Source organism: Chryseobacterium nakagawai (genome assembly GCF_900637665.1).
Classification (GTDB): Bacteria; Bacteroidota; Bacteroidia; order Flavobacteriales; family Weeksellaceae; genus Chryseobacterium; species Chryseobacterium nakagawai.
Genome location: NZ_LR134386.1, coordinates 4,643,575 through 4,656,741, shown reverse-complemented (window position 1 = coordinate 4,656,741; position 13,167 = coordinate 4,643,575). Strand labels below are relative to the sequence as shown.

General features: G+C 34.2%; 15 protein-coding genes. 6 read left to right on the top strand and 9 right to left on the bottom strand.

The window, feature by feature from the left end; genetic code table 11:
- Nucleotides 1-31 precede the first annotated feature (31 nt).
- Nucleotides 32-166 (top strand): hypothetical protein, encoded by a 135-nt coding sequence (locus EL260_RS26130; RefSeq protein ID WP_262697020.1) that lies wholly within the window; start codon nucleotides 32-34, stop codon nucleotides 164-166.
- Nucleotides 166-552 carry a hypothetical protein gene (locus tag EL260_RS20915; protein ID WP_123857444.1) on the top strand — a complete coding sequence of 129 codons (387 nt, stop codon included), beginning with the start codon at nucleotides 166-168 and terminating at the stop codon, nucleotides 550-552. Before EL260_RS26130 ends, EL260_RS20915 begins: the two co-directional genes overlap by 1 nt.
- Before the next feature lie 146 nt (nucleotides 553-698).
- Here EL260_RS20915 and EL260_RS20910 read toward each other — a convergent pair whose 3' ends face one another.
- Nucleotides 699-3,071 (bottom strand): outer membrane beta-barrel family protein, encoded by a 2,373-nt coding sequence (locus EL260_RS20910; RefSeq protein ID WP_123857443.1) that lies wholly within the window; start codon nucleotides 3,069-3,071, stop codon nucleotides 699-701.
- Nucleotides 3,072-3,201: 130 nt separating this feature from the next.
- Here EL260_RS20910 and EL260_RS20905 point away from each other — a divergent pair, with 130 nt between their 5' ends.
- Together EL260_RS20905 and EL260_RS20900 are read left to right on the top strand one after the other, a co-directional pair.
- Complete coding sequence (locus tag EL260_RS20905; RefSeq protein WP_228445556.1) at nucleotides 3,202-3,600, top strand: Crp/Fnr family transcriptional regulator; 399 nt, start codon at nucleotides 3,202-3,204, stop codon at nucleotides 3,598-3,600.
- Nucleotides 3,601-3,828: 228 nt separating this feature from the next.
- Nucleotides 3,829-4,848 (top strand): NAD-dependent epimerase/dehydratase family protein, encoded by a 1,020-nt coding sequence (locus EL260_RS20900; RefSeq protein ID WP_123857442.1) that lies wholly within the window; start codon nucleotides 3,829-3,831, stop codon nucleotides 4,846-4,848.
- 2 nt (nucleotides 4,849-4,850) lie between these two features.
- Here the strand turns inward: EL260_RS20900 and EL260_RS20895 are convergent, their stop codons facing one another.
- The 3 genes from EL260_RS20895 to EL260_RS20885 all read right to left on the bottom strand — a co-directional run bounded on the left by EL260_RS20895 (nucleotide 4,851) and on the right by EL260_RS20885 (nucleotide 6,881).
- Complete coding sequence (locus tag EL260_RS20895; protein ID WP_123857441.1) at nucleotides 4,851-5,465, bottom strand: hypothetical protein; 615 nt, start codon at nucleotides 5,463-5,465, stop codon at nucleotides 4,851-4,853.
- Nucleotides 5,466-5,805: 340 nt separating this feature from the next.
- Nucleotides 5,806-6,201 carry a VOC family protein gene (locus tag EL260_RS20890; protein ID WP_123857440.1) on the bottom strand — a complete coding sequence of 132 codons (396 nt, stop codon included), beginning with the start codon at nucleotides 6,199-6,201 and terminating at the stop codon, nucleotides 5,806-5,808.
- An 11-nt stretch (nucleotides 6,202-6,212) separates the two neighbouring features.
- On the bottom strand, nucleotides 6,213-6,881 hold the full coding sequence (locus tag EL260_RS20885; RefSeq protein WP_123857439.1) for a hypothetical protein: 669 nt from the start codon (nucleotides 6,879-6,881) through the stop codon (nucleotides 6,213-6,215).
- Between the two features lie 147 nt (nucleotides 6,882-7,028).
- Here EL260_RS20885 and EL260_RS20880 point away from each other — a divergent pair, with 147 nt between their 5' ends.
- Both EL260_RS20880 and EL260_RS20875 read left to right on the top strand, forming a co-directional pair.
- Nucleotides 7,029-7,592 (top strand): TetR/AcrR family transcriptional regulator, encoded by a 564-nt coding sequence (locus EL260_RS20880; protein WP_123857438.1) that lies wholly within the window; start codon nucleotides 7,029-7,031, stop codon nucleotides 7,590-7,592.
- Nucleotides 7,593-7,631: 39 nt separating this feature from the next.
- Nucleotides 7,632-9,032: an MFS transporter gene (locus tag EL260_RS20875; protein ID WP_123857437.1), complete on the top strand. Its 1,401-nt coding sequence runs from the start codon at nucleotides 7,632-7,634 to the stop codon at nucleotides 9,030-9,032.
- Here EL260_RS20875 and EL260_RS20870 read toward each other — a convergent pair whose 3' ends face one another.
- The 5 genes from EL260_RS20870 to EL260_RS20850 form a co-directional block, all read right to left on the bottom strand.
- Nucleotides 9,033-10,055 carry a dienelactone hydrolase family protein gene (locus EL260_RS20870; protein WP_123857436.1) on the bottom strand — a complete coding sequence of 341 codons (1,023 nt, stop codon included), beginning with the start codon at nucleotides 10,053-10,055 and terminating at the stop codon, nucleotides 9,033-9,035.
- Between the two features lie 33 nt (nucleotides 10,056-10,088).
- Complete coding sequence (locus EL260_RS20865) at nucleotides 10,089-11,177, bottom strand: serine hydrolase domain-containing protein (protein ID WP_123857435.1); 1,089 nt, start codon at nucleotides 11,175-11,177, stop codon at nucleotides 10,089-10,091.
- Between the two features lie 108 nt (nucleotides 11,178-11,285).
- A complete protein-coding gene (locus EL260_RS20860; RefSeq protein ID WP_123857434.1) occupies nucleotides 11,286-12,017 on the bottom strand; it encodes a class I SAM-dependent methyltransferase in 732 nt (243 codons plus the stop codon).
- Nucleotides 12,018-12,173: 156 nt separating this feature from the next.
- Nucleotides 12,174-12,374 carry a YqaE/Pmp3 family membrane protein gene (locus tag EL260_RS20855; RefSeq protein WP_185145564.1) on the bottom strand — a complete coding sequence of 67 codons (201 nt, stop codon included), beginning with the start codon at nucleotides 12,372-12,374 and terminating at the stop codon, nucleotides 12,174-12,176.
- Between the two features lie 83 nt (nucleotides 12,375-12,457).
- A complete protein-coding gene (locus EL260_RS20850; protein ID WP_123857432.1) occupies nucleotides 12,458-13,156 on the bottom strand; it encodes a M949_RS01915 family surface polysaccharide biosynthesis protein in 699 nt (232 codons plus the stop codon).
- Nucleotides 13,157-13,167 lie beyond the last annotated feature (11 nt).

Below are 13,167 nucleotides of genomic sequence, written 5' to 3'. Positions count from 1 at the left end.
GGGTATATTTGTCATATCAAATCTTATTACAATGGAAGGAAAACAAAAGTTTGATTACGAGGCGGCTGGAAAGAGTGAAAAGAACAATGAAACCGATATACAGGATATCATGGCCAAAGTACTTCAGGTTATCATTGGATTTATTATGGCCGTACTGCACATGTGATGAAAAAGCAAATTTCATATTGGTTTTTGTTGGGATTGGCTGTCTGGGCAGTAATGATCCTGCTGAGAAAGAATGGTATTTTCATTCCTGTTATCAATAATCATTTTACTGACTTTATTACCATTCCGATGTACTGTTATCTGATAGAATATATCATGAATTCATTGTTGGGATTTCACTGGAAACCGGATTTTAAATTTGTCCTCACATCCATTTTATATCTCTCTTTTTTGTTTGAAATCCTTTGTCCGAAACTTTCCCCTTTATTCACAGGAGATATTTTTGATGTGTTATTCTATTTTCTAGGAGGGATGTTGTATTACTTTTTTAAGATCAGATCATTTTCTGTTTTAAAAAAGAGGGGGAGTACATTGGATCAATATTAAAAGTTTAAAGCTTTTTTGAATTTGACGCAAAGCTTTATTTAAAATGCAGAGTATTTTAAAAGACCGACAGAACCTTATTGAAAAGGGACTGCCGGTCGGGGTTATTGTTTTTATCCTGTTTTTTTATACTAAAGAGAATTTTATTTTTAATTGTTGCCTCCGTTTGCTCTATTAGAATCTTCGAACTTCACCTGTTTTGTGGCTCCTTTTACATTATTATTCCCAAATTTGTAAGTAAGGGAAAGGTGAACGTTTCTGGTAATTCCTTTATATTGATAATCAACATTATAATCCGGATAATATTCCATTCCTTTTTCACGGTTGGTATTCAGAACATCATTCAAATACAGATTGACAAGAAGCTTTTTATCCATAAATGCTAATTTTAACCCTGTGTACAATGATGCATTGGTGTAGTAATAGGTATTTCCATCTCTGTTTGGAAGACTTCCCCATAATCCCAGTAAGAAAGTCACTGTTTTATCTTTATTGAGGAAGAAACTATTGTCTATGTTTACATTGGCACTATATCCCGGAGGAACAGGCAGAATGGATGGGTCATAAGATTTCGCTTTGGTGTAATATCCATTCACAAAAATAGTAGACTCCAGCCATTTCAGTTTATTGTAGTTATAACTGATGTTGATTCCGGTTTGATTTTCATTATAGAAATTTTTAGCAATGGTGTATCTATAATTCTCATCTATCATCTGAATTCTGTCCCAGCTGTCTTTGTTGTAACTGTGATATAACGTAATATTGAGATTGTTATTCAAAACATATCCGAATTCAAAATTATCTGAAAATGAAGGTAATAGATAAGGGTTTCCGGTGGTATACTCAAAGTTAGAAGTGAAATACTTAAATGGATTCAGATTTCCAAAATATGGACGTGAAATTCTTCGGGAGTAGCTTAATGAAAATGAATTGTTTTCATTAGGTTTATAACTTAAATAAGCAGTAGGAAACAATTTTCCATACTTGATCTTTGCTGAGGTATTATCATTCATGGAAATACCTTCCAATGTAGTATACTCGTAACGAAGGCCAGCTTTTGCATCCCATTTATCATTGATTTTAAAGTTCGTTGAAACATAAGCGGCATAATTTTCCTCATTATAAAAGAATGTATTGGTTTTACCTGGGTTAAGCTGGTTTTGCCCCTTAATTATGTCGAAGAAATTAAATTCAGAATCATTTTTGATCTTCGTATACTTTACGCCGGATTCCGTTTTTATTTTACCAAATGTTTTTTCCAGATCAGCCTGCCCTGAATAAATTCTGTATTTACTGATAGGATTGGCCATGGTATAAACTTCTTGCGGAGTATAAGTATTGGAAAAGTTTCTCGCGTTGGAATTATTCAACATCAAATTAGCTGTTACATTCAGCTTTCCTCCTGCAGTGTCTATTTTAGTTTCATAAAATGCAGTAGCATTATGAACATCACGGCTGTTTCTGTTACTGAAATCTGAAGAAATATTGATCAGTTCTTTTCCATTGAAACGGGTCGATTCACTTACACCTATTTCTTTAGGATTACTATGGGAGTAGTTATAGTTGATTCCGAAAAGATGTTTATCATTGATCTTATATTCAGCCTTTATATTTCCGCTTTTGTATTTGTAATTATTAAGATTGTCACCATCTTTGTTCCAAAAATTGTTATTGGTGATACCGGACATATTATTATAAGTATTATACTGCCAGTAGTTATCGCCAGCCGATAAATTGGTGCTTAAGGACAGTTTTTCTCCCTGATAATTAAAGGTGGCTCCCCCTCGCGAAGAAACAGTAGGTTTTCCCCAAAAATAATTTCCTGAAGTCTGAATGGAACCATTCCAGCCCAGATTGGCATTTTTCTTAAGAATAATATTAATCAGACCGCTTTTTCCTTCAGCATCATATTTCGCAGGAGGTGTGGTGATTACCTCAATCTTAAGAATATCATCAGAACGGATTGTCTTCAGATAATTGATAAGTTCCTGCCCATTCAGGTTCAGGAGTCTGTCATTAATCATTACAGCAACATTACTTTTCCCGGCAATACTTATCGCTTCGTCACTGGTTTTTACCATAGGTGTTTTAGCGAGAGCTTCTATAGCATCAATTCCCTGAGATGCTACAGAATTCTCAACATTGAAGACCAAACGGTCTACTTTTCTCTCGAATAATTTTTTCTTTGCAGTAACGGTTACTCCTTCTACTTTCTGTACCACAGGTTCATCCTTGATCTGAATGTCCTTTCTTGCATTTCCTTTTACTGTAATTTTCTCACTGTTGGTTTTTACCCCGTCTTTTATAATCTCAAGTAGATAATCCCCATCCTCTTTCAAAGGAATTTTGAATAAACCTTTTTCATCTGTGATTGCAGAAAATTTAATATCATTTTTTGTGATAAGTACCTCAGTTTCTGCTATTGGTTTATTTTCTTTGTCTGTAACAGTTCCTTCTACACTTTGTGCCAATGCGAATGAAGATGAAACAAGACTTAAAAGAAGAATAATTTTCCGGTTCATATTTAGCTTTTTATACAAGACAATTATTTTGCAGAGAATATTACATGAGCCTGTGAAAAATCTTTTTTATTTGCAGAAGTCTTTGAGTATTCTTTTGACTATTTTTGTAATAGACATAAATTCAAATTCAATGCACGACAAGCTTTTACAATACATGTGTTCCAGCCATGATTTTTCTCCAAAAGAAATTGAAATGGTTCAACAGTATTTCGAGCCTGTATCTTTTTTAAAAAATACTGTGATAGAAGAGCCTGGTAAGGTTCCTAATTATCTTTATTATATTGTTTCGGGGTATCTCAGACTTTTTTATCTTGATCAGAACGGAAATGAAGTAACAACACATATCAATTGTCAACCCGGATTTTTCACCTCTTATTCTCATTTTATCAACAGAACCGTTTCTGATCATAGCGTGGAGTGCATTACGGCCTGTGAACTTTTGAGAATTAGCAAAGAAGATCTCGATCATCTTGTCGCTGAAAGTCAGGTAATGAAAGATTTTAGTATTTCAGCATTCTATTGCCTATAATGAAAACCGTTCCAGAGAATTGTCAACGTTGAACGCCGAAGAACGGTATGTTAAACTATTAAAGGATTATCCGGGAATTATTCAGCATGTTCCTATTCAATATATTGCTTCCTTTTTGGGAATGAAGCCGGAAAGTTTAAGCAGAATCCGAAGAAAGATAATTAACTAACAAAAGTCAAGTGGTTTCGTAAGCAGGAGCATGAACTTTGCTGCATTAAAATCAATGCAATGACAAAGAATAATCTAAGCCTCGTTTCAGGAGCTAATGGACATTTAGGAAATAATTTAGTCAGGTTTTTATTGAAACAAGGCGTTCCGGTAAGGGCAACAGTACGCAATATCCAAAATACAAAACCTTTTGAAGGACTGAACTGCGAGCTGATGCAGGCTGATATTACAGATAAAGCCTCTTTTGTAAAAGCTCTTCAGGGAGTAGAAACCTTTTATGCGGTAGGAGCTTCTTTTAAATTATGGGCTAAAGATCCTGAGAAAGAAATTTATGATGTCAATATCAAAGGAACCCGAAATACTATTGAAGCGGCAGCCGAAGCTGGAGTAAAGAAAATAGTCTATGTAAGTTCTATTGCAGCACTTGATTATACTCAATTACCCACAAAGGAAAGCAATGGGTATAATCCGGATCGTAGGGATATGTACTATAATTCTAAAAATGATGGTGAAAAATTAGCTTTTGGACTGGCAGCAAAGCTTGGGGTAGAACTTGTTTCCATTATGCCATCTGCGATGATTGGAAGTGAATCATTTCTGCCTTTAAATGTATCTTATGGAGTACTAAAGCTTATTCTGAATAAACAGATTCCCGTAGATACAAAGATTACCCTGAATTGGGTAGATGTGAAAGATGTTGCAGAAGGATGTTATCTGGCAGCCCAAAAAGGACGCTCTGGAGAACGGTATATTCTGGCCAATGAAAAATGCATGACCATTACCGATACAACGATTTTGGCCAATAGACTATATCCGGATTTAAAATTAAAAGTTCCCAATTCTGTTCCCAAAGGAATTCTTTATACGATTGCTGCTTTGATGGAATTCACGGCAAAGTTGAGTGGTAAAGCTCCGGTATTGACGAGGAAAGATATTTCAATGTTTTCCGGATTGCAACAGGATTTTGATATTTCCAAAGCCAGAAATGAATTGGATTTTAATCCAAAAAGTCCTGAACAGGCTGTAAAGGAAGCCTTTGATTATTTACTAAATAATCCAGAACTTTTAAAGGAAGTTTAGAATTATAGCTGAATAATAGAACCTTTATAAAATTTAGTCAGGTCATACAGGTCATTGAAGTATTTTTGGAGATCTGTATTGCTTTTTTCATCAATATTTTTTAATGCTGAATGACTTTCTGCCAATGTATATAAAGTTGGATAATCAGGTTTCAGATAATCAGAAAGAATGTTTTCTTTACCTTGTTCTCTGTTGATTATTTCTGTAAGGAATATTCCGTAGATCAGGAATTGATTAAAATTCTGAGCATTGACAATATAATTCATATTTTCCTGAGAAAGTTTTTCATAATCAGAAAGAATCTGCAGGTAATTTGCAGTGTGTACTGGGGATTGAATTTCATAAAAAAGATCAATTCCATTAATAAATAGCTGAGTTCTTATTTCTTCATGATCAGAAGGGTAAGCTTTGCTAAACCATAAAAATATATTTAAAAGTTCTTGTCTGTTAAGTTCTTCCACAGAATCTTTTACTTTATCCTTAATGATTTCAAGACTTGCTTTTCCATCAGGTTGGAGAAAGCTCAGAAAATTTTCTTCTTCGCGACAAAGCTTATTGTACAAATTAATTTTGGCAATATTTGGATTGGTTTTGATGAAATAAAGTTCTTCTGTCATAACGAATTACCAAATATTTTTATTGAAATGGTAATTAAAGATACAAAATATGCTGAAACATAGATTGAAAAATGTTATGCGATGAATGGAATGCCTTTGAAGGATGTAAGCTGAAAGATCGAGGCAGGAAGTTGCAAAGCACATAGAAATATAGATCTTTTTGATGTCAAAAGCGTTTCAAAAGTTATTTTAGACCGAAAACAGTCATTGATAATAATCCTATGTGCCTCTGTGGTTCACATTTAACACAGAAGTAATAAATTATTTTGTAAAACACTTCTATAACTCAATGTTTCAATAGTGGAGTTTTTTCTTTTATGTACTTAATAACTTCCATCTCTCAGTCTCCATCTTCCTTACTCATTGTTTCATGCAAAGCAATCCTGTTTCCCTCTGAGTCTTCGAATTCTGCCACTGCAAAACCATATTTTTCATCTGTTCTTTTGGGATAAAGAATTGTTCCTGCATGTTGAAGAACTTTCTCAAGGGTAGCATCAATACTTTCGGTTTTAAAATAAATAATAACCCCATCTTTGGTAGCTTTGTAAACATCGCCTTTAGCCAGTGCACCGGTAATGCCACTGTTCTTTTCTTCAAAAGGGAAGAGGGCCATCTCATAATGATCGATGATGTCTTTCTCAAAACTGAAATTGAAAACAGCAGAATAGAAGTTCTCTGCACGTTCAAGATCATGTACAAGAATTTCAAAATAGACTACAGGATTAGATGAATTCATTGAGATGTTTTTTATTTTTTAAATGAAGGAAGCGCTTTTATTTCTGATTTGAAAATCACTGTTGTAGCAATGGATCTAAGAAGAGATCTGGTGATAGAAAGTGGATGCTCCGGGAATTCGTGATCGTATTTTTCCAATTCAGACTGATTCATTAAAGTTCCCTGCTTAAAATCCGGATCATAAGGATCTCCAAACCAGTTTTTCATATTTTCTTCATCAATTTCGACTTCTCCGGCTTTATGTAACCTGTCAAGAATAAGCGCATCTCTCATTCCTGTAATTCCTATTTCATCAGCCTGAATTTTTATTACATAACTGCAATTTTCAAAAGGAATAGTGATGGAAGCAATATAAATCATTCCTGTTTCCTGTTGGGGATATTTAATAATGGTTTTTACACAAGGGATATCGTGAACTTGAATAATGTCTGTTTCAATAGTACCTCCGTTAGATGCTGCCGCAATATTTCGGTAAAACTTTTTCAGGTAATCAAGATCTTTTGCCGTAGGAAGATCTGGTTCTTTATCAAAAAAATGAAGGACAATTAAGGCAGATTGTTGTGGATTAACCCATCTTATAGCTTCATTATCTTCCGAAACTTTAGTCCATGCCTGATCGGGAATGGTTACAGAATGAAGGTTAGCTTTAATTTTTTTCTTCTTCTTGAAAATGTTGAACATGGCTTGTCTTTTACAGCTTAAATATCGGGCTATTTTATCAATAATAATGATTCACGAAGAAGAATTTTAATGATCAGAGAGAAATTCTTTATTAATAAAATAGATAGACTTATCTATTTTTTACTTAGCTTTGCTAAAATTTTCAGGATGAAAAAAGAAAAAGTGCGAGACAGGATCATCAGAGTAGCTTCAGAATTATTTTATAAGCAGGGGTATAATTCTACGGGAATTAATCAGATCATTGCAGAGGCTGATATTGCAATCGGTTCTCTGTATAATCACTTTGCATCCAAAAATGACCTTCTTCAGGCTTATTTAATCAAAGAAGAGCAGGATTGGTTTGAAGGTCTTGAGAAAAGTATTGCTCCCCTTTCTGATCCTAAAGAAAAAATATCAGCAATCATTGATTATCGTAAAAAACTACAGCAATCATCAAAGTTCGCAGGATGTCATTTCATTAAAATTGTCTCTGAAATAGGAGAGGGGAATGCCGCAGTATCTGGTTTTGCTAAAAATCATAAGGAAAAACAGAAAGAAATTATTCGTGGGATTGTGCTTGAATATTGTGAAGGCTCTCAATGTTCAGAGCCTGATTTAATCACCGAAAATATATTTTTACTGATAGAAGGAGCCGTGGTAACCTCAACCATTAACAAGCAAAATGAGTCTTTTGATCAAATTAAAAAGATGATTCAGGGATTATTTCCCTAATTTTTTTGTCAATATAAAAATAGATATATCTATATAAAAATGAAACATAACTATTTGAAATTATTTGTTATACTGTTTGGGCAGTTGTTAACAATCATGGATATTTTTATCATTAATGTATCCATACCTTCCATACAACGTGATATTCAGGCATCCAATGGAGAGATGCAATTAATAATTGCTGCTTACCTCATCGGTTTTGCCTCTTTTCTTATTACAGGAGGACGTTTGGGAGATGTATACGGACGTAAAAAGATTTTCATTATCGGATTGATCCTTTTTATGATAAGTTCCGTTACCTGTGGAGTTTCACAAGGCGCTGTGCAGCTGATGATCTCAAGACTAGCCCAGGGGATAAGTGCTGCCTTAATGGCTCCTCAGGTTCTCTCTATGATCCAGGTATTATTTCCTGATCATGAACAGCGTACTAAAGCAATGGGATGGTATGGAATCACTATTGGAATCGGGACCATTTTGGGACAGTTTCTGGGAGGATATTTCTCATCACTGACTGCTTTTGAAGAACCTTGGCGGTTTATTTTTCTGATTAATGTTCCTATTTGCCTGGTGGCCCTATTTTTCAGCGTAAGAAAATTGGAGGAATTCAGCGTTACTACAAAAGGATCCTTTGATAATTGGGGTGTTTTTTTGTTATCGACAGGACTTTTTATTTTGACATATACTCTTACCGTTTCTGAAAAAGAAATCTTTTCAGTTCAGAATATAGTACTCATGGTTATTTCTGTGGCGATCTTAATATTTTTTATAAAAAACCAGAAAAATAAATTGAAAAATAATAAGCCTTATCTCATTGATTTTGAGTTATTCCGGTATAAAAATTTTAATTTGGGTATTATGGCTGTTTCTTTTTTCTTTATTATGTTGGATTCCTATTTCTATATTCTCTCTTTATTTTTTCAGGATGGATTAATGATTAATCCGTTGAGGGCTGGAGAAATAATTGTTTTTCAGGGATTAGGATTTATCCTGGCTTCAGTTTTTTCAGTGAAACTGATCCTGAAATATGGAAAAAAAGCCCTTATGGCAGGACTTTGCTTTATTATGTTCATTTTGATTCTCCAGATTATTTTTTTCAACAGGGCTATTGAATTTTACCAATTATGTCTATTATTGTTTTTACATGGGGTGGGAGTGGGTTCTGTGATTCCGTCACTGGCCAATATCGCTCTTTCGGGAATGTCTGAAAAACTGATAGGAAATGCTTCCGGCGTTTACAATACCTTTCAGCAGATTGCAGCGATTATGGGAATTGTTGTTGTAGGAAGTGTATTTTATTATTTCCTAGGAGAACACCCTGTAATACACCATTATCATAAAGCCTTTACCATAGCAATACTGATTAATATTCTATGTTTGGCAGTAGTACTTGTTAGTATTTTTAGAGTACCAGATTATATTCTTCCTAAAAACAAAAGATAATTATTGAATTGTCCATTCTATAAAACGGTTCATCACCTGCTCCCAATGAGGTTTATCGTGATTAGGTTCACCATTTTCCATTTCGAAAAAGTTATGATCCATATTCAGGTATCTTTTATAGGTTAAATTATCTTTATGAGCTCTGATGAAATAAAGAGGTACCAGATCACAAAGGTCACTCGCAATATCATGGGTTCCATAGGCCATATAAATAGGTTTATTGAAAGACAGCCAGTCGTCGAGTAAGGGAATAGAAAATGATTTCCATGAAAGCAGCGAGGGCTTATTTTTCAGTATTTCGGGATCATTAGCCTCTTTGTAAAGCTGGTATTGTTTTTCAATTCCTTTTTCAGCATCAGCCCAGGTTATTGTATTCTTTTCGGCATCTTTCCGATAATCACGGATATTCTGATCTATCCTACCGAATGGATTAGCTCCAAAAACTCCAAGCTTTGAAACCGGTTGATATTCTGTAGTAATTTTCGTGGCAACTTTAGACCCTTGTGAATGCCCCGCAACAATCAATTGAGAATTGTCTACCCAATCCTGTTTTTTCAGAAACTTTAAAACTCTGATTGCACGACTCGTATAGTTTTCAAGATAATCTGCTTTTATAAAATCTTCTGATGGTTCATCCTTATCCTTGGAGTTTCCAATATACCAATAAGAGTCATTAATCTGGTTTTCTTCTGCAATCACAGGCGTTGTAGGCATTGAAACAATGACCAGATGATAATATTTCTTAATGTTTTTGACATCAAAATTGGTAATTCCACCACCAATCAGCCATATTCCGCTTTTTGAATTCACATAGAGCGGATAGGGGAGCGAACCCTGGCACCAAAGAAATATTGGCTTTTTGGTCTCAAGTTTAGGATCTACTACGATGAAATCTATATTCTCAGAACGATCAGAAATTTGAAAATGAGTAGATTCATTGTTAATTACTTTTCTATTTTGTGAAAAAAATAGCTGAAAAGAAAGAAAGAATGTGAGAGATAAGGATTTAAAAAACAGTTTCACGGATACTACTATGGGTTTTAATAAAATTTAAATTTAAGGTTTTTTTATTCCCTGTAATGCAATTTTAGCAATATCACGGGTAATATCGGTTGGAGAATGGCAATCACAATTACTGAACCCTATAACATAGATATCTTCTTGAGGAATATAAACGCCCATGCTTTTGAATCCAAATACACTTCCACCATGCTCACGGTCCGGAGTTCCGTTGATTTCTTTCAAATGCCATCCATAGCCATATGTAAATTCTTCCCCATTATTGAGTCGATATTTTTGAAAAGCTTTTTGAGTTTCCTGGGGATTTAATACTATATTTTGGTTTAAAGCCTGCTGCCACTTCCACATATCATCTACGGTAGACATGAGTGATCCTGAAGAAAACGGTACACTGAAGCTAATAACAGTTTTATTCACAAATCCATGTTCTTTTTTATGATAGCCATAGGCTCTTTGAGGGATTACTTTTCGGTCTGAGGCATAATAAGAATGGGTCATTCCTATTTTGTCAAAAATATTTTTCTTGATAAAATTTTCGTAGGTATCTCCTGAAGTAAGTTCTATAATATAGCCGAGAACAACATATCCTGAATTATTATAATCAAACTTTTCACCCGGTACAAAATCAACAGGCTCATTTTTGAAAAAATCTACCATAGCTTTAGGTGCCATTTCTTTTTGGGCAATAGAGCCTAAAGATTTCATCTTTGTGAAATCCTTGATTCCTGAGGTATGGGTCAGAAGATGATGAATCGTAATTTTATTACCATTAGGATAATCGGTGATATATTTTGAGATCGGATCATTAGTGCTAAGTTTTCCCTGTTGTTCCAATATTAAAATAGCAACAGAGGTAAATTGTTTAGTCATAGAACCAATCTGGAACACATTTTCAGGAGTCATAGTAACGCCAAGTTCCAGGTTGGCTTTTCCGAAGGCTTTTCTATAAAGGTTTTTTCCTTTTTGAACCACCATAAAGACAGCTCCCGGCTCATCCTGATTTTCAAATCCGGTAAGTATGAGGCTGTCTATTTTCTTTTCGTTTTTTTTGGTGAGTAATTGTGCATCCACAGTACTGCAAATCAGCAGAGCTATTAGGAAGGTTATTAATTTTTTGGTAATCATATCATGTAATTTGTTATACAAAGATATGAATTATTTTAATTACTATGTTATGCAATATACTAAGTGATATTTAAAATTATTTTTTTTGTATACCGGGTAAATAAGTTTCTATTTTTCTACAGAGATTAATAACATCATAGGTCTGCGGAGTTCATCTTTCATTTCTGGGATATCCTTCAGCATTTCATGATTAGGTTCAGGTTCAATGATTTCTTTGATTTTAAAGCCATGTTTCAATAAAGTATTCAGATAGGAAGTTAAGGTTCTATGATACTTAATAACATTTTCCCCTAAAAAGGTAGTATTTCTTTTTCCTTCAATGAAATATCGGTCAACTGGCCAGGTTATTTTCTCTCCATCTTTATCGTAAACCCAATCCTGACCCCCTTCAGCAGTAAAAACAGGATGTTCCACTGAGAATATAAAATGACCACCTGAACTCAGCCATCGATAGATATTTTGAGAAATTTTATCAAGTGACTCCACATAATGCAGTGTTAAAGAACTTAAGATAATATCAAATTGTTCTGCAGGATAATCAACATCTTCTAATGCTTTTCTTTCATAAAGAATTCCTTCCAGATTGTTAATTTCTTGTGCTCTGGTCAGCATTTTTTCTGAAAGATCGATACCGGTGACAGAGTGTGCCCCATTTTCTATAGCATAGCGGCAGTGCCATCCGAATCCGCAACCGAGGTCCAACACATTCTTTCCTTTAAAATTAGGTAACATATTTTTCAGGGCATGCCATTCTCCGGCTCCCTCTAATCCCAACTGGGAACGGAGCATTTTCTCATACTGGTCAAAAAAAGCAGGGTTGTCGTATTTATTTTCTTTCATGGCAGTGAAGATTTGCAATGCTGTTTTAAAATTGAGATTAGTGGATAATAAAATTACAATTATTAAATGAGAAAACTTTAAACGTTCATCCGGGCTTGTCGGCAATAAAAAATCCTTTACATTACATAAAGGATTAGATATAGTTAGAAAATAATTCTATTTTTGACTTTCACGTACAGCACGGATTAATTTTTCGTTCCGCTCATTGGCTCTTTCATTATTTAAAGACATCACCGCCCAAATAGCAGCAGGGAGCCAGCCAATTAAGGTGATCTGTAAGAAAAAACAAATGATTCCGGTGAGAACTTTTCCCCTAACAATAAAGGATAGAAAAGGAAGTACAATTGCTAAAAACATGATTTAAATTTTTAAGGTTATGATATCGTTTTTATTTGTCAAATGTATTGATTTTTAGGACAAAGTAGAAAAATCAAAGACAATTAATCTTCCATATTCTTATTCCATAATTTTTCAGCATAATCCCTGAAAGTTTTTGGGCCTTGTTGAAAAGCCTTATCAAAGGTATAAGATCCTCCTTCAAATACAGGTTTACCATGATTTTCCATTCCTGTTCGGATTTTTGTTTGTCCACGCATGGCAAACTTTTGTTTCCCTTCATACATGATAATCTTTAAATCTGAAGGACTTACATCTCCTTTGCAGGCAATTTTATACATTATCCAGACTTCTGCAATGCCGTTTTTATCAAGATCTGTTACGCTTAAAGTATTTTTCTTAAACTCAGCATCTATATCTACCATACAGTCTTTGACAAAATCATTGACTTTCCATACCAGCTGATTATTTTCTAAAGAGTAGGATTGCCCAAAAACTTCAGCATCTGCACTATCATCATTTTCATGAGGGAAATTTTCATTTCTGTAACTTCCGGTTTCAGATGTAATAACTATATACTCTCCTGTTTTATCTTTCCATTGGAATCCTTCTTTGAAATTTCCTTTATACTTTAATGCTTTTGGAACTTGGGAAGAATCAATTCTTGTAGTAACCAAAGAATCTGTTTTTTCTACCTGATTAACTTCTGCTGATTGAGTTTCTGAAATTGAATTTTTCTTTTCTTCTTTACAGTTTAAAAAGAATAGAAGCGGAAGGCAATAGAGTAGGTGCGTTTTTTTCATAGATTATTTTT

Coding starts and splice junctions, on each gene's coding strand:
- EL260_RS20860 (WP_123857434.1), bottom strand. CDS start 12,017: ATGAAAGAAAATAAATACGACAACCCTGCTTTTTTTGACCAGTATGAG.
- EL260_RS20880 (WP_123857438.1), top strand. CDS start 7,029: ATGAAAAAAGAAAAAGTGCGAGACAGGATCATCAGAGTAGCTTCAGAA.
- EL260_RS26130 (WP_262697020.1), top strand. CDS start 32: ATGGAAGGAAAACAAAAGTTTGATTACGAGGCGGCTGGAAAGAGTGAA.
- EL260_RS20855 (WP_185145564.1), bottom strand. CDS start 12,374: ATGTTTTTAGCAATTGTACTTCCTTTTCTATCCTTTATTGTTAGGGGA.
- EL260_RS20915 (WP_123857444.1), top strand. CDS start 166: ATGAAAAAGCAAATTTCATATTGGTTTTTGTTGGGATTGGCTGTCTGG.
- EL260_RS20910 (WP_123857443.1), bottom strand. CDS start 3,071: ATGAACCGGAAAATTATTCTTCTTTTAAGTCTTGTTTCATCTTCATTC.
- EL260_RS20900 (WP_123857442.1), top strand. CDS start 3,829: ATGACAAAGAATAATCTAAGCCTCGTTTCAGGAGCTAATGGACATTTA.
- EL260_RS20885 (WP_123857439.1), bottom strand. CDS start 6,881: ATGTTCAACATTTTCAAGAAGAAGAAAAAAATTAAAGCTAACCTTCAT.
- EL260_RS20875 (WP_123857437.1), top strand. CDS start 7,632: ATGAAACATAACTATTTGAAATTATTTGTTATACTGTTTGGGCAGTTG.
- EL260_RS20890 (WP_123857440.1), bottom strand. CDS start 6,201: ATGAATTCATCTAATCCTGTAGTCTATTTTGAAATTCTTGTACATGAT.
- EL260_RS20905 (WP_228445556.1), top strand. CDS start 3,202: ATGCACGACAAGCTTTTACAATACATGTGTTCCAGCCATGATTTTTCT.
- EL260_RS20895 (WP_123857441.1), bottom strand. CDS start 5,465: ATGACAGAAGAACTTTATTTCATCAAAACCAATCCAAATATTGCCAAA.
- EL260_RS20850 (WP_123857432.1), bottom strand. CDS start 13,156: ATGAAAAAAACGCACCTACTCTATTGCCTTCCGCTTCTATTCTTTTTA.
- EL260_RS20865 (WP_123857435.1), bottom strand. CDS start 11,177: ATGATTACCAAAAAATTAATAACCTTCCTAATAGCTCTGCTGATTTGC.